The organism is Ruegeria sp. SAZD013 (assembly GCF_059612525.1).
The window spans coordinates 636,382-660,903 of the sequence record NZ_JBXWQT010000020.1; the positions used below are offsets into that span (position 1 = coordinate 636,382).

Here is a 24,522-nt window from a genome sequence, read left to right on the forward strand (position 1 = left end):
ATATGGATATTCTTCAGGACATTCTAAACGATCCGCGCGTCACACCGCAGTTGATCCTGTTGGTCGGAATCGCCCTTAGTGTTTTTTTTGTCGTCATGGGCCTTTCCGGATTTACGGCCAGTGAAAACACGGCAGCACGCCGCATGCGCGTTGGGACGGTATCACAAGGGCATGGGCAGGATTTTGACCTTATCCAGGGTGACAACAGCGACCCGCACGGGTTGCTGAAGGCCTTTGTCCCGTCGTCAAAACGCGAACGCTCCAAGATCGGCAAGCTTTTGAAACAAGCCGGAATTCGGCAGAAGCACGCCATTCGCACATATTATACCTTTCGGGTCGTCCTGGGGTTTGTGTTGCCTGCCGCGTTCGTAGCAACCATGGCTTTGCCAATCGAAACGCAAGTTCAGTTAGGGATCGCCGACCTTTTGCAGGGTGTTACGTGGGTTAACACAATGCAGGTCGTGACGGCACTGATGGTCATGGGCTTTTATGGCCCGGCACTGTGGTTGCGACGTCGAATAAAGAAACGCCGCCGGGCCATCGAACACAGCCTGCCAAACGCGCTCGACCTGTTGCAAGTCGCTATCGAGGCCGGGCTGGGCTTTGACGCGGCGATGATCCGGGTCTCGCATGAATTGGCCAAAGCAGCTCCGGAAATCTCGCAGGAGTTTTCGGTTCTTCAACTGGAGTTGCAGGCAGGCAAAGAACGTCAGGCCGCCTTTTTGGATATGGCGAACCGGGTCGGTATCGACGAGATGAATTCGTTCGCGAACGCCTTTTTGCAATCCAACCAGTACGGAACCAGCATATCCGCGTCATTACGCCGGTTCGCCACTGACATGCGGCTTGACCGAGAGCTTCGCGCCCAGGAGAAGGCAAACCGTCTGCCTGTGCAGATGTCTGCCGTGATGGCCATATGCATGATGCCTGTCCTATTGCTGATTTGTCTGGCGCCAATGCTGATCCGGTGGGTCAACATGTTCGGGCAAGGGTAACGCAGCGACAATGGTGTTCGCATAGCTGAATGCCCGGGAAACAGCGGACCTTAGGGGGGTCCGCTTTTCTTTTGTTCCAACAGCTCTCGACTCCGGGCCAAGGGTCGGGCTATCAGCCCGAAACATCATTTCATCGCCGAGGTCCTGCCATGATCCCCAGTTCTTTTCCCGATAGCACTGAAATCGCTCGCCTGACGGCCCGGATGCTGCTGGAGATCAAGGCTGTCCACTTCAACGCGCGCGAGCCGTTCACGCTGGCGAGTGGCCTTCCCAGCCCGACCTATATCGATTGCCGCAAGCTGATCTCCTACCCGCGCATTCGTTCCACGCTGATGGATTTTCTGACCGTCACGGTAATGCGGGACGCGGGTTTTGAAGCCTTTGACAACATAGCGGGCGGCGAAACTGCGGGCATCCCCTTTGCCGCGATGGTGGCCGAACGTATGGCGCTGCCGATGACCTATGTGCGCAAGAAGCCCAAAGGTTATGGGCGCAACGCGCGTATTGAAGGCGCAATGAGCGAAGGCGAACGCGTGTTGCTGGTCGAGGACCTGACCACCGATGGTGGTTCGAAACTGTCCTTCGTCGATGCAATCCGCGAGACCGGTGCCACCTGCGGGCATACGGCTGTGATCTTTTACTACGGTATCTTCCCCGAAACCGAGAAGACGCTGAGCGACCATGGTGTGAAGCTGCATCACCTTTGTACGTGGTGGGATGTTCTGGCCGAGGCTAAGGCGCAAAAAGCCTTTGATCAGGAAACACTTGACGGGGTCGAGGCGTTTTTGAACGACCCGCGTGGCTGGCAGGACGCGAACAAAGACTGACGTTGCGCAAACCGTTTCTCATTCAGAAACATTACGAGTAAGCCCAACGCTCCATCCACAACATGTTGACGAGACCCTGCCCCATCCTGCAATATGATGGGGCGGGAAGATATGCACAGGCTATCCCCAGAAAACATACAATTTGCGCCGACTCAGGGCGCTGCGTTATGGCCTCTGTCCAAGGGGCAAGAGAACAGCAATGAACGAGATCAGCAGTATCGAGCAGGCAGCGGCAAAGATCCAGAACGCTGAAACCATGCCGCATTCCATTGAGGCTGAACAGCAGCTTCTGGGTGCCATTCTGACGAACAACGACCTTTACGACCGGGTCGCTTCGATCATTGGGTCCGAGCATTTCTATGACCCGGTTCATGCCCGCATTTATGAGGTCGCCGCTGCACGCATTGCAAAGAACACGCTGGCCTCGCCTGTGACGTTGAAATCCTTCATGGCTGAGGATGAGGGCCTGAAGGAATTGGGCGGGCCCGCCTATCTTGTCAAACTGGCCGGCGCTTCGATCAGCGCCTTTGCGGTACATGATTACGCCCAGATGATCTATGACCTCGCCATCCGGCGCGAGTTGATCCGCTTGGGCCGCGACATCTCCGACAAGGCCGCGCGGGTTGATGTAGCCAGCGAACCGAAAGAACAAATCGTCGAGGCCGAGCAACAGCTTTATCAGCTTTCCGAGCAGGGCCAGACCGAACAGGGGTTCCAGTCCTTCCTCAAGGCGGTCACAGAAGCCGTCAATGTTACCAACGAAGCCTACCAGCGCGGTGGCGGCATGGCTGGGATCTCGACCGGTCTGGTCGATCTCGACAAACAACTGGGTGGTCTTCACCCCTCGGACCTGATCATTCTCGCGGGTCGTCCGTCGATGGGGAAAACCTCGTTGGCGACCAACGTGGCCTTCAACGTGGCTAAAGCGTACAAACGCGGTCTGAAACCGGATGGTTCCGAAGGCGCAATTGACGGCGGGGTCGTCGGCTTTTTCTCACTTGAGATGAGCGCCGAACAGCTGGCCGGGCGCGTTCTGGCTGAGGCGTCCGAAATCTCCAGCCACAAAATCCGTCAGGGCGACATGACCGAGGCCGAATTCCGCCGTTTCGTGGATGCGGCCAAACAACTTGAAGCCTGCCCGCTTTTTATCGACGACACGCCCGCCCTTCCGATTTCTCAGCTTGCCGCCCGCGCGCGCCGGTTGAAACGCACGCATGGTCTGGACCTGCTGGTGATCGACTATCTGCAACTGTGTCGCGGCATGTCCGACAATCGGGTTAACGAGATTGCCGAGATTTCGATGGGCATGAAAGCAATCGCCAAAGAACTGAACATTCCGGTGATTGCCCTGTCGCAGCTTTCCCGTCAGGTCGAAAACCGCGACGACAAACGTCCACAGCTGTCTGACCTGCGTGAATCAGGCTCGATCGAACAGGACGCCGATGTCGTGATGTTCGTGTTCCGCGAAGAATACTACAAGGAACGTGAAAAACCCGGCGATCACGAGCTTGAGAAGATGGAAGAATGGAAGCAGGCCATGGAACGGCTTCATGGCAAGGCCGAGATTATCGTTGGCAAACAGCGCCACGGTCCAATCGGCACGGTCGAGTTGTCATTCGAGGCGCAATTCACCCGGTTCGGCAATCTGGTCAAGCCCTGGCAGCAGGGTGGTGAAATCGAAGGTTATTGATCGCGAAAGGACAGCCTTGCCTGGGTTTTCCTGACCTTCATTTGATTGCTGGCAAAGCAATAAAGGTTCTCTGAACCTTTCGCGCCATTCAGGATCTAGCGCTCGAACCGAGAATGGGTCCGCCCGCCTGTTTTCTGACAGATTGAACTCCGCACTCACCAAAGCGTCGGATTGTTCAACGCAGACACGCATAGCGACGGGCCGCTAAGTGGCGCAAGCGCCTGACCATCCAGCGACTGCCCCAGCCAGCCATGCGGATGGCTCAGCTTCAGCGGCGGTTGTGCAGTGGCCTCAGAAATCTGTTCAAAACCTGTTTTTCGATAGTAAGCGGGATCACCGTAGGTGAGCGCCACGTTCACGCCTGTTGTCCGCAGGCAATCCAGACCATACGCGATCAAAGCCTGTCCAATCCCGGCTTTTTGCTTGTCTGTTCTGACAGCCATTGGCGACAGGATAAAAACCCGGCGCGCATCCTGTGGAAACAGCATTCGGGAAAAGATGGCACAGCCGAGCAACACCTGATCGCGTCGCGCGGTGCACACCATCAGATCCTGTGGTGGGGTGGTATCGATCAACTCTTGCACGAAAGCTTCGATAACAGCCCCCTCGTCCGGGCTTTCCGACGCCGAAAAAACTTCTGCGAAAAACCGGGCTGTTTCGGACTGGTCTGGCGTTTGATCGGTATAAAAATCCATGATTTCCTCGGCATATGCCGCAGCACCGTTTATTGCCGCGATGGGACGATCTTGTTCACAAGATCACTTTAACACCTATGTGAAGACAATCCTGAAAACCGCTTAACACAGCAGTAAGTCGCCAAAATGCCTGCTTTTTTGGGTGTTTTCCGCCGTATCTGTCGTTTGATGGGTGCAATCTGTCGCGGAAAAAGCCCTTTCCCTCTTGACCTTGGACGGCGCAATGTCATGAACAGTCCCATGAGTACTGCACGTTTGACGATCAATCTTCAGGCACTCGCCAGAAACTGGCGGGCACTCGACGCGAAAACCGGGGTCGAAACCGGCGCCGTTGTCAAGGCGGATGCCTATGGGCTGGGCGCAGGACCTGTCAGCGACACGTTGGCAGAAGAAGGCGTTCGCAAGTTTTTCGTAGCTGCCGCAGAAGAAGGCACAACCGTTCGCGAGGCAGTTGGCCCCGGCCCGATGATTTTCGTTTTTTCTGGACATATGGAGGGCGATGCCGATCTGCTGCGCGGCAACGACCTGATACCGCTGATCAACTCGCCGGAACAGTTTCAACGCCACACAGAGGCCCTGCCCGACCACCCGTTTGGTATCCAACTGGACAGTGGCATGAACCGGCTTGGTCTTGAACCTGCCGACTGGGCAGAGTTGCGCTCCAAAGCCGAAGCCTTGAACCCGGCGCTCATCATGTCTCATCTGGCCTGCTCGGACGAGCCGGACCATCCGATGAACCAGCAACAACTGAAAACCTTCCGCGAGATGACTGATGGGGTGGCCGCGCCGCGCTCTCTGGCAGCGACGGGCGGGATGCTTTTGGGGCCTGAGTTTCATTTCGATTTCTGTCGCCCAGGCATCGGCCTTTACGGTGGCATGCCCTTTGCCGGTGCAAAACCGGTCGTAACCGTTGACCTTCCCGTCATTCAGGTGCGTAGGTTGGCCGTGGGCGAGACCGTGGGTTACGGAAACACCTGGGTGGCGCGACGGCCATCCCGGATCGCCACTGTTGCTGCCGGCTATGCAGATGGCCTGCATCGCGCCATTGGCGGCGGCATCGACACATTTGCGGGCGACCAACCCTGCCCGGTTGTTGGACGTATCTCGATGGACCTGATCACCGTGGACGTCACAGACCTGCCGAAAGACCCGGAGCGTCTGCGCATTCTCAACGGTCATCAAACCGTTGATGATCTGGCCGAGGCTGCTGGTACGATCGGCTATGAAATCCTGACATCAATGGGCAATCGCTATTCGCGGGGCTACGTCGAATGAACCCAATCAGCGCGCTGGGGGGGCTGGGCCGCACCGTGCTGGGTCTGCTTGCGGCCTTTGGCCGGGTGGCCCTGTTCGCGCTTGATGCAGTGTCGCACATCTTGCGCCCGCCTTTCTATCCGCGTGAATTCGGGATGGCCCTGCTGAATATCGGCTGGTTGTCCCTGCCGGTGGTCGGTCTGACCGCCATTTTCACCGGCGGCGCGCTGGCCTTGCAAATCTATGCGGGCGGTGCGCGGTTCAACGCCGAAGCCGTCGTGCCCCAGATTGTCGCCATCGGCATGGTGCGAGAGCTTGGCCCGGTGCTGGTCGGCCTGATGATCGCCGCGCGCGTGACCTCGTCCATCGCGGCCGAGATCGCCACGATGAAAGTGACCGAACAGATTGACGCTCTGGTCACGCTCTCCACTCATCCGATGAAATACCTTACTTCTCCGCGTGTACTGGCCGCCCTGATCACCGTGCCTGCGCTGGTCGCCGTAGGTGACGTTATCGGGATTGCGGGCGGGTACACTGTCGCCACGCAGAACCTGGGCTTCAACCCGGCGGCGTATCTGAAAAACACCGTCGATTTCCTTGAGATGCGCGACATTGTATCGTCTCTGGTCAAAGGCGCGGCCTTTGGCGTGATCGCGGCTATCATGGGTTGCTATTACGGCATGAACTCGGGCCGCGGCGCACAGGGTGTCGGTCGCGCAACCAAAGGGTCGGTCGAGGCCGCAGCCGTGTTGATCCTCGCCGCAAACTTTGTTCTCACAGGGGTGTTTTTCTCACTATGATCCGGATGGAGAACGTAGAAAAAGCCTTTGGTGACAACCACGTATTGCGTGGAATGAATCTTGAGATTCCCAAAGGAACCTCGATGGTCATCATCGGCGGCTCGGGCACCGGGAAATCTGTTGCCCTGAAATGTATCCTGGGTCTGATCAAACCCGACAACGGCATGATCTATGTCGACGGCAAAGACGCGTCCAAAGGCGACCGCGACGCGTTTCTGGCGCGGTTTGGCATGCTGTTTCAGGGCGGTGCGCTGTTCGACTCGCTGACCGTCTGGCAGAACGTCGCCTTCCGCCTGCTGCGTGGATCCCTGAAACGCCCCACCGAAGAAGCGCGCGAGATCGCAATCGAAAAACTGCGCCGCGTGGGCCTGAAATCGGACGTGGCGGACCGCTTTCCGGCAGAACTGTCAGGTGGCATGCAAAAACGCGTGGGCCTTGCCCGCGCCATCGCCGCCGAGCCCGAGATCATCTTTTTTGATGAACCCACCACGGGCCTCGACCCGATTATGTCCGGCGTCATCAACGACCTGATCCGCGAAATCGTGACAGAGATGGGCGCCACCGCGATGACCATCACCCACGACATGAGTTCCGTCCGCGCCATTGCCGACAACGTGGCGATGCTGCACGGAGGCGTCATTCAGTGGACTGGACCAGTCGGTCAGATGGATGCCTCGGGTGATCCTTATGTGGAACAGTTTATCAGCGGGAGTGCCGAGGGGCCGATTGAGGCGGTGCGGTGATGGCAGTGAAGCTGGACAAATAAATCAAAAAAACCATCGACGGAAATCTGACAGTTTCGCGTTAAACCAGAGCAACGTTAAAGTTTGTCGGAGCTTCCCCATGCCCACTTCGTATTCTCGCGCGCAAATCGCCCTTCACTGGGTCATTTTCGTTCTGATCGCAATTCAGTTTCTCTTTCACGAGCCGATGTCTGATGCCTGGGATCAATTCGAACGCGGATTGCCTATCTCTATTCAAGCACCAGTTGCTCTCCATGTGCTCGGAGGGTTGCTTGTCCTTGCACTCGCGATTTGGCGGATTGCATTGCGCCTGACCCGCGGCGCGCCACCGCTTCCGGATAAAGAAACAGCCGCGATGAAGCTCGCCGCGCATGCCACGCACTTCTCACTCTATGCGTTGATGGTATTGGTGCCCGCCTCAGGTGCCCTGGCCTGGTTTGGTGGGATAGCAGCGTCCGCCGAAGTGCATGAGATCCTGAAAACGCTAATGCTCGTTCTGATTGTCTTGCATTTCCTGGCCGCCTTGTTCCATCAGTTCATTCTCAAAACCAATCTGATGGCTCGTATGAAGCGCGCAAGATAAACTACTGAACAAGCATCCTTGAACCCACGATCCAACACCGTAATGTCAGGCGGTCAAACATAATAGCGTTGGCCGCCATGATATTGCGTTTCGCAACCCTGTCACTTTTGGTTTTCTACCCCATCGCGTGGTTCGCCCCGCTGATGCGCGCAGGGTTTCTGCCGATCTTTGGCCTCAGCGAAATCAGCGTCATCACCGGCCTCCAGTCCCTGTGGAAATCTGACGTCTTCCTTGCGCTGATCGTCACCATCTTCGCCCTTTTCGCCCCCTACATCAAAACCATCGGCACGGCGCTGATCCAATGGAACCTGCTGGATGCCCGTGTGCAGCCTGCGCTCAACATCCTCGGCAAGCTGGCGATGGCCGACATATTCCTGATCGCGCTATACATCACGCTGGCCAAAGGCATCTCTTACGCCACTGTTGAGACCGCATGGGGTCTTTACCTTTTCACCGCCTGCATCCTTGCCTCCATCGCTTTGGGCATTCTCACTGAACGCCACAACAAAACCATCGCCCGGAGATAGAGTACGGTGTACCGCTGACGACGAGGAAAGCCCTGCAAGGGCTTGAAGAACCGCCCGTCCTCGGGCACCAAGGCGTCATGGCAAAACCAACCTTCTCCTGCTCCGCCTGCGGCGCATCCCATTCCCGCTGGTCGGGTCGCTGCGACGGGTGCGGCGAGTGGAACTCAATCATACAGGACGTACCGCTGTCGGCAGGCCCAGCCAAGAAATCGCTGGGCTCGAAACGCGGGCGGTCGATGACGCTCACCGACCTGTCGACCGAGGAAACCCCGCCGCCCCGCACGCTCTGCGGAGTGGAAGAGCTGGACCGAGTGCTTGGTGGCGGGCTTGTTCCTGCATCTGCCCTGTTGGTGGGCGGCGACCCCGGCATCGGTAAATCCACCCTGTTGCTGCAAGCTGCTGCCCGATTTGCCCGTGCCGGCGTCAAGACGATCTATATCTCGGGCGAAGAAGCCAGTGCTCAGGTTCGCATGCGGGCGCGCCGCCTTGGGCTGGAGAACGCGCCGGTGCAACTTGCAGCCGAAACCAACCTACGCGACATTCTCACCACGCTTGAAGCCGAAAAACCCGGTCTGGCGATCATCGACTCGATCCAGACCATGTGGGCCGACAATGTCGACAGCGCGCCGGGGTCCGTGTCGCAAGTCCGGGCGGCTGCTCATGAGTTGACCGCCTTTGCGAAACGGCACGGCGTGTCGATCATCATGGTCGGACACGTGACCAAGGATGGCCAGATTGCGGGCCCCCGTGTTGTCGAACACATGGTCGATACGGTTCTGTATTTCGAGGGCGAGCGCGGCCATCAGTTTCGTATTTTGCGGGCGGTCAAGAACCGCTTTGGTCCCGCCGACGAAATTGGCGTGTTCGAGATGACGGGCAAAGGGCTCGCGCAGGTCACCAACCCCTCGGCCTTGTTCCTGTCGGAACGCGGTACGCCCAGCCCAGGCTCTGCCGTCTTTGCCGGGATTGAGGGCACACGGCCCGTTCTGGTCGAATTGCAGGCCCTTGTCGCCCCGTCCCCCCATTCACAGCCGCGCCGGACAGTGGTGGGATGGGACAGCGGGCGGTTGGCGATGATCCTTGCCGTTCTTGAAGCGCGTTGCGGCATTCCTTTTGCGGGTCTCGACGTCTATCTGAACGTGGCCGGTGGGTTGAAAGTCAGTGAACCCGCCGCCGATCTGGCCGTGGCTGCTGCATTGCTGAGCGCACGCGAAGACACAGCCCTGCCCGCAGACACCGTCGTTTTCGGGGAAATCTCGCTGTCAGGGGCACTTAGACCGGCTCCGCAGACAGAAAACAGGTTGAAAGAAGCACAAAAACTTGGTTTCACAGCGGCAATAGCTCCGGCAGGTGGCAAAACCGGTACTGTGGCAGGTCTGACACTCACCCGACCCTCTGATTTGGTGGGGTTTGTTGGCGAAACCTTCGGAGCAGGTTAAAGTCGCGCCTTGAGGGGCAGAAAAAGAACAGGCGAGGGCCATGGAAGGTTTTACAATAATCGACGGGGTAGTTGCCCTGATCATCGTGCTGTCAGGCTTGCTGGCCTACTCGCGTGGTTTCATGCGCGAAGTTCTGGCCATCGCGGGTTGGGTTGCGGCGGCCGTTCTGGCGTTCATCTTCGCCCCGCAGGCTGTACCTCTGGTCAAGGAAATCCCGGTCGTCGGAGATTTCTTGCGTGACAGTTGTGAATTGTCTGTGATCACCGGGTTTGCAGCGGTCTTTGCGGTGGCGCTGATCGTGGTCAGTATCTTCACACCGCTGTTTTCATCGCTGGTTCAGCGTTCGGCCCTTGGCGGCCTGGATCAGGCTTTGGGGCTGTTCTTCGGCATCGCTCGTGGCATCCTTCTGGTTGCGATTGCATTCTTCGTTTACGACACCGTCATGACCGGCCAGTCTTACACAATTGTTGATGAAAGCCGGTCGGCCAAGGTGTTTGAACAGTTCAGCGGCCAGATTGAGGAACAAAACCCCGAGGCGGCTTTGGGCTGGGTTACGACTCAGTATGAACAGCTGGTCGCCAGTTGCACGGCAGGAAACGCTGAACCGGCAACAACTGCGCCTTCCAACGGCTGATAGGCAGTTCACCAATTCATGAAAGCCCGGCGCTGCCGGGCGTTTTTGTTGCAGATCAGACAAACCCCTCTCCACCGCACACGGTGCAGCGGATTGTTTTCAAGCCAAAGCATCCGTCACATCGACTGAAAACCGGTTTTCCAAAGATATCTCTGCTTTTGGCGACCTCGCCTGCTCCGTTACAGATCTGGCACGACGCGCGCCCCAATCCCCTGCACCGATGGCACCGCTGCCTGATCCGTTCCTGGTTCTTGTGAGGAGGTTTATGTTGCCACATTCAGGTCCCCCCGAGGTGCTGAGATTTAGCAGTTATGTATGCAATCAAATGCATGACAGCACATATGTTTGCGCATGTCACCATCTTCGTTTTTCTACATCGACATGCGCAAACTTGGCCTGCGGCATTTGGCTATTGTGATCCTTTGATGACAGCCACGCCAATAGGCATTATGTGGGGGCCAACCCGCCACGGAATCGGAGCCACCGATCTTGTACTTTCTGTATGAATGCGCGCTGATCGCAGTGATGGTCGCCCTAACGGCGTCTTGTTCCTGCGTAGCGAACATTTCCGCGCTGAAGATGCAGAAAGTCCGGTGCCGAACTGCGGTCAATCCTCGAATGAAATCGTCATAGAAGTTGGAGCCCCTTAAATGTGTGGGATTTTAGGAATCGCAAGCCGGACACATGATGTCTTTGCTGAGATCTATGACGGGTTGCTGATGTTGCAGCACCGGGGTCAGGATGCCTCCGGGATCGTGACCTACAACGGCGAATTCTTCCGGGAAAAGAAAGCCAATGGGTTGGTCAAGGACGTGTTCAACGCCCAGGATGCTGAAACCCTTCTGGGTCATATCGGCATGGGTCATGTTCGTTATCCCACGGCCGGATCACTCAGCGCGGCCGAAGCGCAACCTTTCTTCGTGAACGCACCCTACGGTATCTATCTTGTTCACAACGGCAACATCACCAACACAGCGGAACAGCGCGAGAAAGTGACCGGGAAATATAGTCGCCACCTGCGCACCACATCGGATTCGGAAATCCTGCTGAACGTGCTGGCCGACAAAGTGGCTGACGCCATCAAGGTGAACGGCAATTCGGATCCGATCCGAAACATCTTTGCCGGTGTGAAGATGACGATGGAGCGGGTTCAAGGTGCCTACTCGGTAATCTGTCTGGTGGCTGGTGTTGGCATGCTGGCGTTCCGCGACCCATATGGCATTCGGCCCCTGTCGGTCGCAAAGCGCAATGTCGACGGTCAGGGGGACGATTATGCCTTTGCTTCGGAAGACGTGGCCTTTGGCATCAACAGTTTTGAGAAGCTGCGCGATCTGCGCCCGGGCGAGGCCATCCTGATCGACCTGAAAGGCAACATGCACGAGTTTCAGGCGGTCGAAGGCAAGCTGACGCCCTGTATCTTCGAGTATGTGTATCTGGCACGTCCGGATTCACTGCTGGACGGAGTCTCGGTTTATAAAACCCAGATGCGCATGGGACAGACGCTGGCGAAACAAATTCAGGACTCGGGCCTGGAAATCGACCGGATCATTCCCGTACCCGACAGCGCCCGCCCCGTGGCACTGGAAGCGGCTAAAATCACCGGCATCCCCTATCGCGAGGGGTTGGTGAAGAACCGCTATGTCGGGCGTACCTTCATCATGCCGGGTCAGGCCGAGCGACAGAAATCCGTGCGCCGCAAGCTGAATGCCGTTCCGCTGGAATTCGAAGGTCACAGCGTTCTGTTGATCGACGATTCCATCGTGCGGGGCAACACCATCAAAAAGATCGTTCAGATGTGCCGCGACGCTGGGGCAAAGAAGGTTTATGTGGCCAGCGCTTCGCCGCCGGTCAAATACCCCAATGTGTATGGCATCGACATGCCGACCAAGGCCGAGCTGATCGCAAATGGCAAAGAGATCGAAGAGATCCGTGAAGAGCTGGGCGCCGATGCGCTGTTCTATCAGCATTTGGAGGACCTGATCTGGGCCGCCCAGGAAGGCAACCCGGACATCCAAGGATTTGATTGTTCCTGCTTTGACGGCAATTACATTACCGGCAGCGTCAGCGCGGATTACCTGGACAGTCTGGAAAACAGCAGCCGTGTCAGCCAGAAACGCGCGGATATGCAGGTTCCGGGCGGGTCCTGGAATGCGGCCAAACTCGCCTCAGGCTGAAAGACCCCACCCATTTATGGCACGCCTGGATTCTGTTCAAACAGCGAATCAAACCGTTCGACATACAGATAGGACAGCCCTGTTAAGTATGGCTCGCATCTAAACTATTCCGCCGATGAGTGGAAATCTGCCACAACCCGGCGGTGAATCTTGCACGATCACAAGGGCTAACAAAAGGGTCGCTACGTCGTGAAGCGTCGTGTCTGTGAGGGTCTTTTGCTTACCTGATCGTTTTGTTATCGGACGGCAACCACTCACACAAATAAGGGGTTCGGAACTCACGCCGGGCCACGGACCATGTCAAACACCAATGTCAAAAGCGCGGCCACGCAGCAGGGCGCGTTAAACAAGAACTCTGTTTCTGTCCTGGGTGTGTTCGGGCCCAAAACCGATCTGCACGCCTTGGTACGCCTGTCATCGGGCCGCGTGAAAGAGGTTGAACCCGGAAGCCGTGTCGCCTCGGGCATGGTAGTTGCAATTGATGAACAGGGAATCATGCTGCGACAAAGCGGCCAGACCAAGCGGATCGCCATTCCCGGCAGCTAATCGCGACTTGACGCCCCTCGCGCAGGGGTTCAAACCGCAGCCATGACCGATCAGACAAAAATCGCCCTTATCACCGGGGCCTCTCGCGGGTTGGGCGCTGCGCTGGCCGAAGCGTTGGCACCTGAATACCATATCGTCGCCGTCGCCCGAACCACCGGCGGGCTGGAAGAGCTGGACGACCGAATCAAGGCGAAGGGCGGGTCAGCCACTCTGGCCCCCATGGACATCACCGATCCAAACGCCATGGCGACCCTGTGTCGTGGCATCCATGACCGTTGGGGTAAGGTCGACCTGTGGATGCACACAGCCATCCACACATCAGCACTGACACCGGTGCATTTTGTTGACCCCAAGGAATGGGCCAAGGCGATCAACACAAATGCAAACGCGACCTCGGTTCTGATTCCCTATGTCTCACCCCTTCTGGGCGAGAATGGCCATGCGGTGTTTTTTGACGATCCGAAGGCTGGCGAGAAGTTTTATGGCATCTACGGTGCCACCAAGGCCGCGCAGATGGCTCTGGCCCGCAGCTGGGCCGTCGAGACCGAACGCACCGGTCCGCGGGTTTCGGTTGTCGAACCCGCGCCGATGCCTACGGCCGTCCGCGCGCGGTTTCATCCCGGGGAAGACCGGAGCGTTCTGAACAGCACCAAGGATGAAGCTGCACGGATTCTGGCACTTCTTTAGGAAATGGCCCTGACGGGCCATGCCTCTGGCGGGGATATTTGCAGCCAGGTGAAGCCGGGATCAGACGATATGCACGTCGTTGCGCCCGGCCAGATCGACGAAGAATTGCCAAGCGACACGGCCAGAGCGCGAACCGCGCGTGGCTTGCCACTCAATTGCCTCGGCGCGCAGGGTCTGTGCATCAACTGAAACGCCATAGGCGGCGCAATAGCGGTCGATCATCGCAAGATACTCGTCCTGATCACAGGGATGGAACCCAAGCCACAGGCCGAAACGATCCGACAGCGAGACTTTTTCTTCGACCGCCTCGGAAGGATTGATGGCGCTGGAGCGTTCGTTTTCGATCATATCCCGCGGCATCAGATGGCGACGGTTTGAAGTGGCATAGAAGACCACATTCTCTGGCCTGCCTTCAATACCACCATCCAGAACAGCCTTGAGAGATTTATAATGCTGGTCATCGTGGCTGAACGACAGGTCATCGCAAAACAATATGAACCTGTAGGGCGCTGCGCGCAGATGGTTCAGCAACCGCGCCACCGTTCCCATATCCTCGCGCTGCAATTCGACCAGTTTAAGGTCGGCGTAATCAGCGCTCAGTGAGCCGTGCACGGCCTTTACAAGGCTCGACTTGCCCATCCCCCGCGCGCCCCAGAGCAGCGCGTTATTTGCCTTGTACCCTGCTGCAAACCGGCGCGTATTGTCCATCAACGTGTCGCGAGAGCGATTGATGCCGACTAGAAGATCCAGATCGACCCGGTTGACATGCGTAACAGGTTCCAGTCGTTCCGGTTCGACATGCCACACAAATGCTTGAGCAACAGCAAAATCAGGCGCCACCAAAGGAGCCGGTGCCATGCGTTCCAACGCCTCGGCGATACGGTTCAGGGCTTGGTCGTCCATGTGGGCCTCCGGTTTTGTCTTGAGGGGTTCAAAGCACGTTCCAATTGGCACAACAAGAGTTTCCAATGAAAAAGGCGCGCCATTGGATGGCGCGCCCTTTTGGTTTCGTCGGCAGACTTACTTGTCGTCTTCGAACTCCTGCATCAGGTCATCATCCGCTTCCGCTTCATCATCGTAGTAACCGTCAGCGCGCAACTGGTCCTCGCGTTTCTTTTCAACTCGCGCGACCAGGAAGATCGAAATCTCGTACAGACCGTACACCACCACAAACAGAATGATCTGCGTAATGACATCCGGTGGTGTGACGACTGCGGCCAGAACCAGAATGCCGACCACCGCATATTTCCGAACAGCGCCCAGCCCCTCGGCACTGACCAGTCCTGCCTTCCCCATAAGGGTCAGGAGAACCGGCAACTGGAAACATAATCCAAAGGCAACGATGAATTTGATCGTCAGGTTCAGATATTCCTGGGCTGAGCCTTGAAACACCACACTCAGCGGTGCCGCGCTGACCCCATCGGCCACGGCTTCACCCTCAGCCCCGAATTGCTGGAACCCGAGGAAAAAGTCATAGGCCAGAGGCGTGACAACGTAGAAGGCAAAGCTTGCGCCCAGAAGGAACATAAAGGGCGAAGCAAGCATGAATGGCAGGAACGCGTTTTTCTCGGACTTGTAGAGGCCCGGTGCCACAAAGCGCCACATCTGCATCCCGATATAGGGAAATGCCAGAATGAACCCACCCAAGAGGGAAACCTTGATTGCAACAAAAAACCCTTCCTGTGGCGAGATGAAGATCAGGCCACAATCCTGCCCGCGCTCGGCCAGAACGTCACACAGGGGATTGGTCAGGAAATTGAAGATCGGCGTCGCCACCGAAAAACAGATGATCATACCGATCAGAAACGCCACAACGCTGTGGATCAGCCGTGTGCGCAGTTCGGCCAGATGTTCGATCAACGGGGCCGAAGAATCGTCAATCTCGTCGGTTTTGCTCATGTCTTGCTTTCAGTATTCAGCGCGGCTTCGGCCTCTTCTGCCTTGGCCAGCGCATCGGCTGCATCCTTGGCTTTGCGCTCGGCGGTGGCACGGGCGGCTGACGCCTGAACCTTTTTGGCCTGCTCGGCCCGCTCGGCCGCCAGTTTACCCGTTTCGCTTTCAGGGTCGAACTTTGTGGGATCGATGCTTTTCGCCATCTCCTGCGCGGCTTGCTTGACACCGTCCATGGCCGATCCCACAGGGTTCACGGCAGCGTTGAGACCTTTCTTGATCTCGTTCACCCCAGCCTGATCGGCGGCCTCGTTCATGGCGCTGCTGAACTCGCGCGCCATTCCGCGCGCCTTGCCGACAAAACGTCCGACATTGCGGAACAGCACCGGCAGGTCCTTTGGCCCCACAACGATCAGGGCAACGATGCCGATGACCAGAAGCTCGGTCCAGCCCAGATCAAACATCCGCGCTTACGCCTTGTCTTTCTCGGTTTCAGGTGTGACGTCCTTGGCCAGCTCAGAAGCGTCCTTTTCCAGCTCTTCCGAACCGTCCTTTACGCCCTTCTTGAACGCGGTGATGCCTTTGCCAACTTCGCCCATTAGCGAACTGATCTTGCCGCGCCCGAACAGAACCAGAACCACAACGGCGATAAGCAGCAGGCCAGGAAGGCCGATATTGTTGAGCATGTCTTTTCTCCTTTTTCGTCGGCACGTTTGCGCGCCGGGAACATGATCTGACTCAGTCTTTACGCCTCGATCGCTGGTCTCAAAAGGGATCTGCTCCGATTTGCCGGCGAAAATTGTATCAATCGCGTGAAATCTAAGGGGTCGCAATTCTCAACTGACAGGTTTATGTCAGTTGCTATCCGTTAGGGATTTGGCATCGAAACAAGGTCAATGGAGAATTAAATGACCCACGTTGCTGAAATCGTCACCTTCACCCTGGCCAATGGCACCACGCCGGAAGAGTTCGTGAAACTCAGTCAGGCCTCTGAGGCCTTTGTGCGCAGCGCGCCGGGATTTGCCCATCGGCAGCTTAGCCAGGGCGAAGATGGTCGCTGGACCGATTATGTTGTCTGGACCGATTTGAAGGCGGCACAGGACGCAGCCGCACAGTTTCCTCAACAGGAATGTGCAGCAGGCATGATGGCGGTCATCAATCCGGATAGCATCCAGATGCGACACGAGAAAGTACTATGGAACATGACTGCCTAAACGCGGTCAGAACGGCGTGTCATGCGCCGCACTGACCGCCTGTTCGATATCATCCAGATCCTGCGCGACGGAAAACTGCACCGCGCGCAGGACATTGCGGACCGGCTTGAGGTGTCGGTTCGCACCATCTATCGCGACATGGATACGCTTGTTGCCTCGGGCGTTCCGGTCGAGGGCGAGCGCGGTGTCGGCTACATGGTGCGCGAGCAGATCACCCTGCCCCCGTTGAACCTGACTACAGCCGAGCTTGAGGCGCTGAATCTTGGCATGGCCATCGTGGCCGAGGCCGCGGATACTGACCTGAAGGCTGCCGCACAATCGCTTGCCGACAAGATCGACGCTGTTTTACCAACGCAGGTCCTGGCCGAGGCGGATAGCTGGAAATTCGCGGTCTACCCATTTGCCGATGCCGCAAGGGGCCTTGCCCATATGGCCCCGATCCGTGCAGCCATCAAATCACGTCAGAAACTTCACCTGTCCTATCGCCGCATTGACGGCGTTTTGACCGAACGCACCATCCGCCCGCTCCATATGGAATACTGGGGGCGGGTCTGGACCCTTACCGCCTGGTGCGAGCTGCGCAATGGATTTCGTGTCTTTCGCATCGACCTGATCGAAGCAGTTTCACCCCTTCCGGAAATCTTCGCCGACGAACCCGGAAAACGCCTGAGCGACTATGACCCATACGCCTGACAGGCTTCATCTTTTCAGAAATACTCTCGCCGAAGGCAGGCCCGGTACGGGCCATCCAGCCTCACTTCAGATAGGGTTCCGGGTCCACGGACTCGAACCCTTTGCGGACTTCGAAATGCACATAGGCATCGTCGCCGCCCCGCAATTGCGCCAGCTTCTGGCCACGGCGTACCTTATCGCCTTTCTTGACAGTGATCTTGTCGACATTTGCGTAGACAGTCAGAAGATCGTTGTTGTGCTTGACCACAATGATCGGCACCTGATCCGCGTCCGCGGTGATCGCCGCGACCGTACCGGCTTCGGCAGCTGTGACCGACGTACCCGGAGCGGCAGCGATGTCGATGCCCTCATTCTTGCCCTTGTCATAACCGCGAATGATAGTGCCGCCAACCGGCAGGGACAGCGCGGATGTGCGCGTATTGGTTGGCGCTTCGGCGGTCACGTCGGGGGCCTCGGCCAACGGCTCAACTTTCTCGTCCGGCAAGGGCTGCGTGGCGCTGGGTGGCGTCGGCGTCGGTGATCCCTGTCCCGGTTCCGTCACCTCCGTGGCGGGAACGGGCGCGGCACTAGCCGCATTTTGCCGGGGCGCGGGCTGGTTCTTGACCGGAATCAACAAGTATTGACCTTCACGCACGGTAAAATCTGATCCCAACCCGTTCCATTCCGCCAGAGATTCAACCGGCACCTGGTAGAGGCGCGAGATTGTATAGGCCGTCTCACCCCGCTTGACCTTGTGCCTGACCGGCTCCGGCCCAGTTGAAATCGGCGCAGGCGTTGATGCCGGTTTCGCGGGTTCCAGGGTTGTGGTCTGAACCGAACCCGACGCCGGCACTTGGTCAATTGCAGACCCGGCGACCGACGCGATGTCCACGCTGCTTCCAGCACCGACAGTGCGTGGCAGGGCAAGAACCTCACCCTCTCTCAGCGTGTCCGTTGTCTGAAGGCCGTTGAAGCGCGAAAGCTCGCCCTCGGGCAGGCCAACCCGCGCGGCCACGTCCCGCACCGTATCGCCGCGGCGCGCCACGACCACCTGATAATTCGGATAGGTAATGACGCCCCGGCTGTCCGGTGTCGGGCGGGATGCCGTCGCGGATTGCGCTGCATTGGTGGTCGAAAATCCACCGATCTGCCCACGAAGGTCATAATCCAGAGGTCCCTCGCACCCGGCCAAAATGGCCAGAGCGGCCACCCCGGTCGCACAGCGGCGCATTGCTGATTTGGATACTGCTCTCATAATTCTGTCCTCAACGCCTGCCCCTGTTGCCCGGAGTTCCGGCGACCAATTCTTTAAGCCTATTACGCCTCATCCTTTCCAAGCCCCTCCAGAAGGGGAACGAAACGGACCGACGTTAATTCGTCATAATCCAGACCATTTTCGGTGCGCGTCACTTTGATCAACTGCTGCACCGCGTCCGACTGGCCCACGGGTAGAACCATAATACCCCCGATTTTCAGCTGCGCCAAGAGCGGGCCCGGAGGATCCTCGGCTGCGGCTGTGACAATGATCCGGTCAAAAGGGGCTTGTTCCGGCAGGCCAAATGACCCGTCAGACAACATAGAAGTGATATTCGTCAGGCCCAGATCGGCAAACAGCTTGCTTGTTTCGCTCACCAACCGCCTGTGGCGTTCCACTGTATAGACCCGGCGGGCCAGTTTGGACAGGATCGCCGCTTGATAACCTGAACCTGTCCCAATCTCGAGCACCGTGTCCCGTGGTCCAACGTTCAGGGCCTGCGTCATCAGACCTACAACCGACGGTTGACTGATCGTCTGACCGCAGGAAATCGGCAACGGCATGTCCTCGTAAGCGCGCCCTGCGAACAGACCGGTGACAAAGTGACCGCGGTCCACCTGCTCCATCGCAGCCAGCACGCGCGCATCCGTGACCCCCCGTTTGCGCAGGGCAAACAGGAATTGCATTACGGTTTCAGGGTCCAGTCCGCTCATTCGACCGCCTTCAATGCCTCCAGCATGTCATGCGCAGTCAGGTCAGCGCGCATCGGCGTGACCGAGATATAGCCTTCCAGATTGACGGCCGCATCCGTTCCGGGTGCGGTCGGATTGTGTTGATAGCCACCCTTGATCCACAGGAACCGTCGCCCCGAAGGCGAACTGTGCGGTTCGACCGAAAAACGCGTGTCGCGCCGAAACCCCTGCGCCGCAATCCGCGTGCCCAGAACATCGTCTGCCGGAACCGGTGGGAAATTCACGTTGTAGAACAGCCGGTAATCATCTTGTTCTGCCGGAGTTGCGTCCAGAATCCGGCGCACCAGATCTGCACCATACCGGGCGGCTGCCTCAAACGGGTCGTCAAGGCCCAGGTTGCGGGGGCCAAAATATTGCGACAGGGCAATCGCTGGGACGCCCTGCAATGCCGCTTCCATCGCGCCGCCGATCGTACCGGAATACAACGTGTTTTCAGCCGAGTTATTGCCCCTGTTCACGCCCGATAGAACCAGATCGGGAGGGGTATCCAACATAACGTCGTGAAGCCCTGCCAAAACACAATCCGCAGGTGAACCTTCGGCTGCAAAGCGCCGCTCGCCCAGCTTGGCGACCATCATCGGGTGGGTATAGCTGATGCAATGTCCGACCCCGGACTGTTCAAACGCGGGTGCGACCACCCAGACCTCTCCATCCGGTCCGGCCAGTTCAGCTGCAATCGCCTCAAGCGTGATCAAGCCCGGGGCATTGATCCCGTCGTCATTGGTCAGAAGAATTCGCATGTGCCCGATTTACCCCCGCGTTTGGCTCTTGATAGACCCGGGCCTGCGTTGCGGCAAGCGACGCGGCCCCGCAATCTGAGGTTTTCGCGCACCACTCGGGTGGAAATCGATGGATCAGCGCCTTGTTTCGGGGAAAACGAAGCACTTGTCGCGGCGGATGGTCAGCCACATCACCCGGCCCGGACTGGGCACAAACACGTTTGGAACCGTAGCCCTGAGGATCGAGCCATCATAGTCCATGCGAAACTCTACCAGGCTTTCATTTCCCAGAAATCGCGCGCGTTCGACGACACCACGGGCCGCAACACCGTCTGTTGGTGTCGGCAATGGCCCCCTGCCGTTGCGGTCAAAGTCCAGCTTGATGTGCTGAGGGCGAAAGACGATCTCGACATCCGTACCATTCGGAATGCCCGGTGCCAGGAACTGACCAAAGGGCGTATCCGCCAATGCGCCATTCACTTGCGCCCGCAAAACGTTGACATCACTGAAAAATGCCACCGCCGCCTTATCCGCGGGACGCGTATAGACGTTATAGGGCGCGCCCTGTTGCACGATCTTGCCACGCCGCATCAGGGCGATCTCGTCGGCCATGCGCATCGCTTCTTCCGGCTCGTGCGTGACCAGCAGTACAGCGGCATCTTCTTCCTTGAGAATGGCCAGCGTTTCGTCACGGATACCATCACGTAAACGGTTATCGAGGCCCGAAAAGGGCTCGTCCATCAGCATGATGCGCGGGCGCGGCGCCAGGGCACGCGCCAACGCCACGCGTTGTTGCTCGCCACCCGATAGTTGATGCGGAAAACCATCGATGAATCGCATCAGGTCGACCTTCTGCAACAACTCCTCGACCCGGGCGCGTTTTTCGTCCTTGCTGCCCTTCAGACCAAAGGCCACATTTTTAGCCACACTCAGATGCGGGAACAGCGCAAAGTCTTGAAACATCAGACCGATCTCGCGCCGTTCCGGAGGCACCCGGAAGACGGTGTCGCAGATCAGCTTGCCATCAACATAAATCTCACCCGAGTCCTGCATTTCGACCCCGGCGATCATGCGCAACGTGGTGGATTTCCCGCAGCCCGACGGCCCCAGCAGACAGGTCACCTTGCCTGCCTGAACGGTCAGTGAAACATCATCCACAACAACCCGGCCTTCAAACCGACGGATAATGTTGCGAATTTCCAGACGCGGTGGAATTGCGTTACCTGTCACCGATGGACCCCGTTACCTTTCCCGATCAAATCCATCGGGCTTGAGCGGGGATAGCAACCCCGCCCCTCAGGTGCAAGGGATCAGCAACACCCGCCAGAAGCGACAGATGCACCCATGGCTTCAAACGGGCTTTCGCCACCACAGCCTTCGAAAATACCATAATGGGTCGAAAAATCGCCGATAAAGTCAAAATGACGGGCAAATCGCGTTTCTTTCAGCATCATCCAGGTATTGCCGCAAACCGGAAACACCTTGCCGGCTTCTATAACGTGGTGGTCATCCAGACCAAATTCATGCGGTGCGTTTGGCACGGTTCCCTTATAGATCACGGCTTGCCCATAATCTTCACAAGCCGGTTCCAATGCAGGTAGTTTGAACAGACGGTATGTCGCGGACAGGAACTTCAACGGCGCAACACGCTCTTCCAGTACGGGATTTTCGATCGTCAGCGGACGATGTGTCACGCGGCGCGGGTCGCCGAAACCGGCCGTTCGAGCCATTGACAGGAAATCATTCCAATAAAGCGCGCCGGACAGGCACTCGCCATAAAGAACTTCGTCTTCGGCCATCGCCTGCGGAATACGGCGGTCTGCATAGACATCCGAGAAATACATCTCGCCGCCCTCTTTCAACAACCTATGTGCGCCGCGCAGAACCGCATTCTTATCCGTGGCCAGGTTGATGACACAGTTCGAGACGATGATATCGAACGATCCGGGTTCCAGATCAAGCTCATCCAGTTTTTCTATATAGCCGTGATGGAATTCCACATTGCTGCGGGCATATCCAAATGCCTCGGCGTGATAATCCTGATGCGCGCGGGCGACGTCCAGTTGTTCGGGCGTCATGTCGACACCCACTACCCGGCCCGTCTTACCGACCATGACGGACAAGGCATATACATCCCGCCCGGCCCCACACCCCAGATCTAGGATCGACGTGCCTTCAAGGTCAAGTGGGGCAATCAGACCGCAGCCATAGTAGCGAGTCAGAACGTCGTCATGAATCTTTGAAAGGATCTTTTTGACATGGTCGGGCATGTCGTCAGGCGTGCAGCACGCATTGGTCTGCAAGTCAGCACTGCTTTGCAGGACTTCACCATAATAGTTCTGCACCGATTCATGTTTCATCGCGCTTTTCCCTCGCAAATGGTCATGTACGAGCTAATGCAGCCGCCGGGGGTTCGCAATCCGGGGAAGGCGTTTTTGACGAAAGCGTGAGCGGTCCCGCGCGGTTTTACCCAAGCAGGTCGAAGTCCACGCCTGCACGAATTTTGCCATTTACCTGAACCTCCAGCCGGTGCGCGCCGGGAACCAACTTGAACGTTGTGGCATCACCCTTCAACTTGTGGCGTTTTTCCAGCGTCAGTTTCCCGTTCTTCAAAGCCGCCTGCTTCAACTTGTGCACCTTGGCTGAGATTTTCCCGCCAGGTCTTTGAAAATGAATGATATAGTCAACCAGAACTGGCAGCTCTCCGACCCCTTTCAAAGCGACGGAAAAGGCCAGAGCGTCACCAATCTGAGCTTCCGAATTAAGGTTGACCGCGACCTCGATGTCCGCGTCCGGGTCATAGCCTAACATCTTCATTGCTTCGGGATGCCCCGCTTTCACAAGCCCGCGCAGGGTGTGTGACGTCATCCAGTCCAGTTCGTCCTGAGTCTGATGACCCTGGTTGCGCCACGCCTTCAGACGATCCAATACCAGATCCGGGTCTTTCTTGGTGATGTCATTCAGGTGATTGGATACGGACCGGGTGACATATCGCGTCGCATCTATGTGCAAATTGTCCAGCAACGGCAGCGGGTCCTGCAAACCCAATCCAACCGCCTGCCCCCATGGCAATCGGGGGCGCGTGCCTTCGCTGACCAACCTGCGCACATGGTAACTGTCATGAGAGCACCAGTCCTGCATCCGCCGCAATACCCGGTCCGGGTCGTGGTTAAGGAACGGTCGGATTGCCCATTCCATGGAAAACCTCTGTGTCAGTTCCTCCATCACGTCCAATGCCAGATCGGTATGCTCAAGTCCTATGGTCGCCACCCACTCACCGACCGGCGCAAAGATGAAATCGCCAAAGTCGTCATCAGTCTTCGTTGGGTCCAAAGGTGCAGGCAAGGCACGCAGGATCGTCGGGGCAACAGCAGGCAAATCACCGGGTACCGCCTGTTGCAGGCATGTGGCGATCCAGATGATCCGATCCTTCAGCTCTAGATCCAGCAATCGCGACATGACCGCAGATCGGAATGCCGGGGCATCAAATTCTGCATGAGAATCGGAAAACAAACCGCCGAGATAATTTACTTTCTCAGCGTTGAACATCTGATCTTTCAACGAAAACCCTTGTGCCATGGTCACATCGTCAAATTGGTTGCGCCACCATCCAGTAGAATGTTCTGACCAACGATGAACCCCGCATGATGAGAGCACAGGAACGCGCAGGCTGCTCCGAATTCCTGCCGTGTTCCATAGCGTCGCGCGGGAATGGTTGCCGAACGGTTTGCGCGTGCGTCTTCGATCGAGATGCCTTGCTGGGAAGCCACGCCGCTGTCCAGCGCATCCGCACGATCCGTAGCGTGAATGCCGGGCAGCAGGTTGTTGATGGTCACGCCATGCGGTGCAACCTGGCGTGAAGTTCCTGCGACATATCCGGTCAAACCCGTGCGGGCTGCATTCGAAAGCCCCAGCACCGCAATTGGCGCGCGCACGGATTGTGAGGTGACGTTCACCACCCGCCCCCAACCTTTGTCCATCATTCCGGGAAGCAGCGCTTTCATGAACGCAATGGGGGTCAACATATTGGCATCCAGCGCCTTGATGAAATCATCACGCTCCCAATCCGCCCATAACCCCGGCGGCGGTCCACCGGCATTTGTCACAAGAATATCAACGCCCTGCGCCGCTTCGATCACCTTCGCCTGCCCTTCCGCAGTCGTCACGTCACAAGCGACTGTTTGTACCTCGACGCCATGCTCTGACCTGAGGCGTGCCGCCTCGCTCTCCAAAGCGTCCGAACCACGCGCATTCATCACAAGATTTACGCCAGCCTCAGCCAAAGCCTCGGCACAGCCCAAACCCAGCCCTTTGCTGCTGGCACAGACCAGCGCGCGCTTTCCTTTTATGCCAAGATCCATCGGATCCTCCCTGTCAGTCATTGCCGCATGTCTAGCATCGGCCAGACAGGGAAGACCAGAAATGG

27 protein-coding genes are annotated in these 24,522 nt (G+C 57.5%); 15 read left to right on the forward strand and 12 right to left on the reverse strand.

Features of this window, described 5'->3' with window-relative positions; translation table 11 throughout:
- Positions 1-2 precede the first annotated feature (2 nt).
- From AC2FLU_RS09350 to AC2FLU_RS09360, 3 genes are all read left to right on the forward strand, one after another.
- On the forward strand, positions 3-995 hold the full coding sequence (locus AC2FLU_RS09350; protein WP_480553700.1) for a type II secretion system F family protein: 993 nt from the start codon (positions 3-5) through the stop codon (positions 993-995).
- 149 nt (positions 996-1,144) lie between these two features.
- Positions 1,145-1,822 carry an orotate phosphoribosyltransferase gene (locus tag AC2FLU_RS09355; RefSeq protein WP_480473114.1) on the forward strand — a complete coding sequence of 226 codons (678 nt, stop codon included), beginning with the start codon at positions 1,145-1,147 and terminating at the stop codon, positions 1,820-1,822.
- A 199-nt stretch (positions 1,823-2,021) separates the two neighbouring features.
- Entirely contained in the window at positions 2,022-3,512 is a 1,491-nt protein-coding gene (locus AC2FLU_RS09360) for a replicative DNA helicase (protein WP_480517267.1), read from the forward strand.
- Between the two features lie 155 nt (positions 3,513-3,667).
- Here AC2FLU_RS09360 and AC2FLU_RS09365 read toward each other — a convergent pair whose 3' ends face one another.
- A complete protein-coding gene (locus AC2FLU_RS09365) occupies positions 3,668-4,207 on the reverse strand; it encodes a GNAT family N-acetyltransferase (RefSeq protein WP_496808748.1) in 540 nt (179 codons plus the stop codon).
- A 240-nt stretch (positions 4,208-4,447) separates the two neighbouring features.
- On the opposite strand from AC2FLU_RS09365, the gene alr reads away from it, so the two are divergent.
- The 10 genes from alr to AC2FLU_RS09415 all read left to right on the forward strand — a co-directional run bounded on the left by alr (position 4,448) and on the right by AC2FLU_RS09415 (position 13,594).
- Positions 4,448-5,482 (forward strand): alanine racemase, encoded by a 1,035-nt coding sequence (gene alr, locus AC2FLU_RS09370; RefSeq protein WP_496808747.1) that lies wholly within the window; start codon positions 4,448-4,450, stop codon positions 5,480-5,482.
- Positions 5,479-6,261: an MlaE family ABC transporter permease gene (locus tag AC2FLU_RS09375; RefSeq protein WP_480473122.1), complete on the forward strand. Its 783-nt coding sequence runs from the start codon at positions 5,479-5,481 to the stop codon at positions 6,259-6,261. The genes alr and AC2FLU_RS09375 overlap by 4 nt, the downstream gene beginning before the upstream one ends.
- Entirely contained in the window at positions 6,258-7,004 is a 747-nt protein-coding gene (locus AC2FLU_RS09380) for an ABC transporter ATP-binding protein (RefSeq protein ID WP_480473124.1), read from the forward strand. The genes AC2FLU_RS09375 and AC2FLU_RS09380 overlap by 4 nt, the downstream gene beginning before the upstream one ends.
- Before the next feature lie 100 nt (positions 7,005-7,104).
- Positions 7,105-7,587 carry a cytochrome b gene (locus AC2FLU_RS09385; RefSeq protein ID WP_480473126.1) on the forward strand — a complete coding sequence of 161 codons (483 nt, stop codon included), beginning with the start codon at positions 7,105-7,107 and terminating at the stop codon, positions 7,585-7,587.
- A 77-nt stretch (positions 7,588-7,664) separates the two neighbouring features.
- Positions 7,665-8,114, forward strand: a complete 450-nt coding sequence (locus AC2FLU_RS09390; protein ID WP_480473128.1) for a paraquat-inducible protein A — start codon at positions 7,665-7,667, stop codon at positions 8,112-8,114.
- A 77-nt stretch (positions 8,115-8,191) separates the two neighbouring features.
- Positions 8,192-9,553, forward strand: coding sequence for a DNA repair protein RadA (gene radA, locus AC2FLU_RS09395; protein WP_480473130.1), 1,362 nt, complete (start codon positions 8,192-8,194; stop codon positions 9,551-9,553).
- Positions 9,554-9,593: 40 nt separating this feature from the next.
- Positions 9,594-10,187 carry a CvpA family protein gene (locus tag AC2FLU_RS09400; RefSeq protein ID WP_267364181.1) on the forward strand — a complete coding sequence of 198 codons (594 nt, stop codon included), beginning with the start codon at positions 9,594-9,596 and terminating at the stop codon, positions 10,185-10,187.
- 650 nt (positions 10,188-10,837) lie between these two features.
- Entirely contained in the window at positions 10,838-12,361 is a 1,524-nt protein-coding gene (gene purF / locus AC2FLU_RS09405; protein ID WP_480493046.1) for an amidophosphoribosyltransferase, read from the forward strand.
- Between the two features lie 297 nt (positions 12,362-12,658).
- Positions 12,659-12,907 carry a hypothetical protein gene (locus AC2FLU_RS09410; protein WP_480473134.1) on the forward strand — a complete coding sequence of 83 codons (249 nt, stop codon included), beginning with the start codon at positions 12,659-12,661 and terminating at the stop codon, positions 12,905-12,907.
- Between the two features lie 42 nt (positions 12,908-12,949).
- Positions 12,950-13,594 (forward strand): SDR family NAD(P)-dependent oxidoreductase, encoded by a 645-nt coding sequence (locus AC2FLU_RS09415; RefSeq protein ID WP_480517279.1) that lies wholly within the window; start codon positions 12,950-12,952, stop codon positions 13,592-13,594.
- Positions 13,595-13,654: 60 nt separating this feature from the next.
- Here AC2FLU_RS09415 and AC2FLU_RS09420 read toward each other — a convergent pair whose 3' ends face one another.
- The 4 genes from AC2FLU_RS09420 to AC2FLU_RS09435 all read right to left on the reverse strand — a co-directional run bounded on the left by AC2FLU_RS09420 (position 13,655) and on the right by AC2FLU_RS09435 (position 16,170).
- Positions 13,655-14,497 carry an ATP-binding protein gene (locus tag AC2FLU_RS09420; RefSeq protein ID WP_496714821.1) on the reverse strand — a complete coding sequence of 281 codons (843 nt, stop codon included), beginning with the start codon at positions 14,495-14,497 and terminating at the stop codon, positions 13,655-13,657.
- A gap of 117 nt (positions 14,498-14,614) precedes the next feature.
- Positions 14,615-15,493 (reverse strand): twin-arginine translocase subunit TatC, encoded by an 879-nt coding sequence (tatC, locus tag AC2FLU_RS09425; protein ID WP_480473140.1) that lies wholly within the window; start codon positions 15,491-15,493, stop codon positions 14,615-14,617.
- A complete protein-coding gene (gene tatB / locus AC2FLU_RS09430) occupies positions 15,490-15,948 on the reverse strand; it encodes a Sec-independent protein translocase protein TatB (protein WP_480553705.1) in 459 nt (152 codons plus the stop codon). The genes tatC and tatB overlap by 4 nt, the downstream gene beginning before the upstream one ends.
- Before the next feature lie 6 nt (positions 15,949-15,954).
- Positions 15,955-16,170, reverse strand: coding sequence for a twin-arginine translocase TatA/TatE family subunit (locus AC2FLU_RS09435; RefSeq protein WP_209503727.1), 216 nt, complete (start codon positions 16,168-16,170; stop codon positions 15,955-15,957).
- Positions 16,171-16,392: 222 nt separating this feature from the next.
- Between AC2FLU_RS09435 and AC2FLU_RS09440 the strand changes: the two genes are divergently transcribed.
- Complete coding sequence (locus tag AC2FLU_RS09440; protein ID WP_209503726.1) at positions 16,393-16,698, forward strand: hypothetical protein; 306 nt, start codon at positions 16,393-16,395, stop codon at positions 16,696-16,698.
- A 21-nt stretch (positions 16,699-16,719) separates the two neighbouring features.
- On the forward strand, positions 16,720-17,391 hold the full coding sequence (locus AC2FLU_RS09445) for a helix-turn-helix transcriptional regulator (RefSeq protein ID WP_480553706.1): 672 nt from the start codon (positions 16,720-16,722) through the stop codon (positions 17,389-17,391).
- A 61-nt stretch (positions 17,392-17,452) separates the two neighbouring features.
- On the opposite strand, the gene AC2FLU_RS09450 is transcribed toward AC2FLU_RS09445, so the two are convergent.
- The 7 genes from AC2FLU_RS09450 to AC2FLU_RS09480 form a co-directional block, all read right to left on the reverse strand.
- A complete protein-coding gene (locus AC2FLU_RS09450; RefSeq protein WP_480553707.1) occupies positions 17,453-18,625 on the reverse strand; it encodes a peptidoglycan DD-metalloendopeptidase family protein in 1,173 nt (390 codons plus the stop codon).
- Between the two features lie 62 nt (positions 18,626-18,687).
- A complete protein-coding gene (locus AC2FLU_RS09455; protein ID WP_496808746.1) occupies positions 18,688-19,338 on the reverse strand; it encodes a protein-L-isoaspartate(D-aspartate) O-methyltransferase in 651 nt (216 codons plus the stop codon).
- Positions 19,335-20,117, reverse strand: a complete 783-nt coding sequence (gene surE, locus AC2FLU_RS09460) for a 5'/3'-nucleotidase SurE (protein WP_480473150.1) — start codon at positions 20,115-20,117, stop codon at positions 19,335-19,337. Before surE ends, AC2FLU_RS09455 begins: the two co-directional genes overlap by 4 nt.
- 114 nt (positions 20,118-20,231) lie before the next feature.
- Positions 20,232-21,299, reverse strand: coding sequence for an ABC transporter ATP-binding protein (locus tag AC2FLU_RS09465; protein WP_480517756.1), 1,068 nt, complete (start codon positions 21,297-21,299; stop codon positions 20,232-20,234).
- A 107-nt stretch (positions 21,300-21,406) separates the two neighbouring features.
- A complete protein-coding gene (locus AC2FLU_RS09470) occupies positions 21,407-22,456 on the reverse strand; it encodes a methyltransferase domain-containing protein (RefSeq protein ID WP_480553708.1) in 1,050 nt (349 codons plus the stop codon).
- Between the two features lie 106 nt (positions 22,457-22,562).
- Positions 22,563-23,675, reverse strand: a complete 1,113-nt coding sequence (locus AC2FLU_RS09475) for a YhaZ family DNA alkylation repair protein (RefSeq protein ID WP_496808799.1) — start codon at positions 23,673-23,675, stop codon at positions 22,563-22,565.
- A gap of 2 nt (positions 23,676-23,677) precedes the next feature.
- Positions 23,678-24,457 carry an SDR family oxidoreductase gene (locus AC2FLU_RS09480; RefSeq protein WP_480476761.1) on the reverse strand — a complete coding sequence of 260 codons (780 nt, stop codon included), beginning with the start codon at positions 24,455-24,457 and terminating at the stop codon, positions 23,678-23,680.
- Between the last annotated feature and the right edge of the window lie 65 nt (positions 24,458-24,522).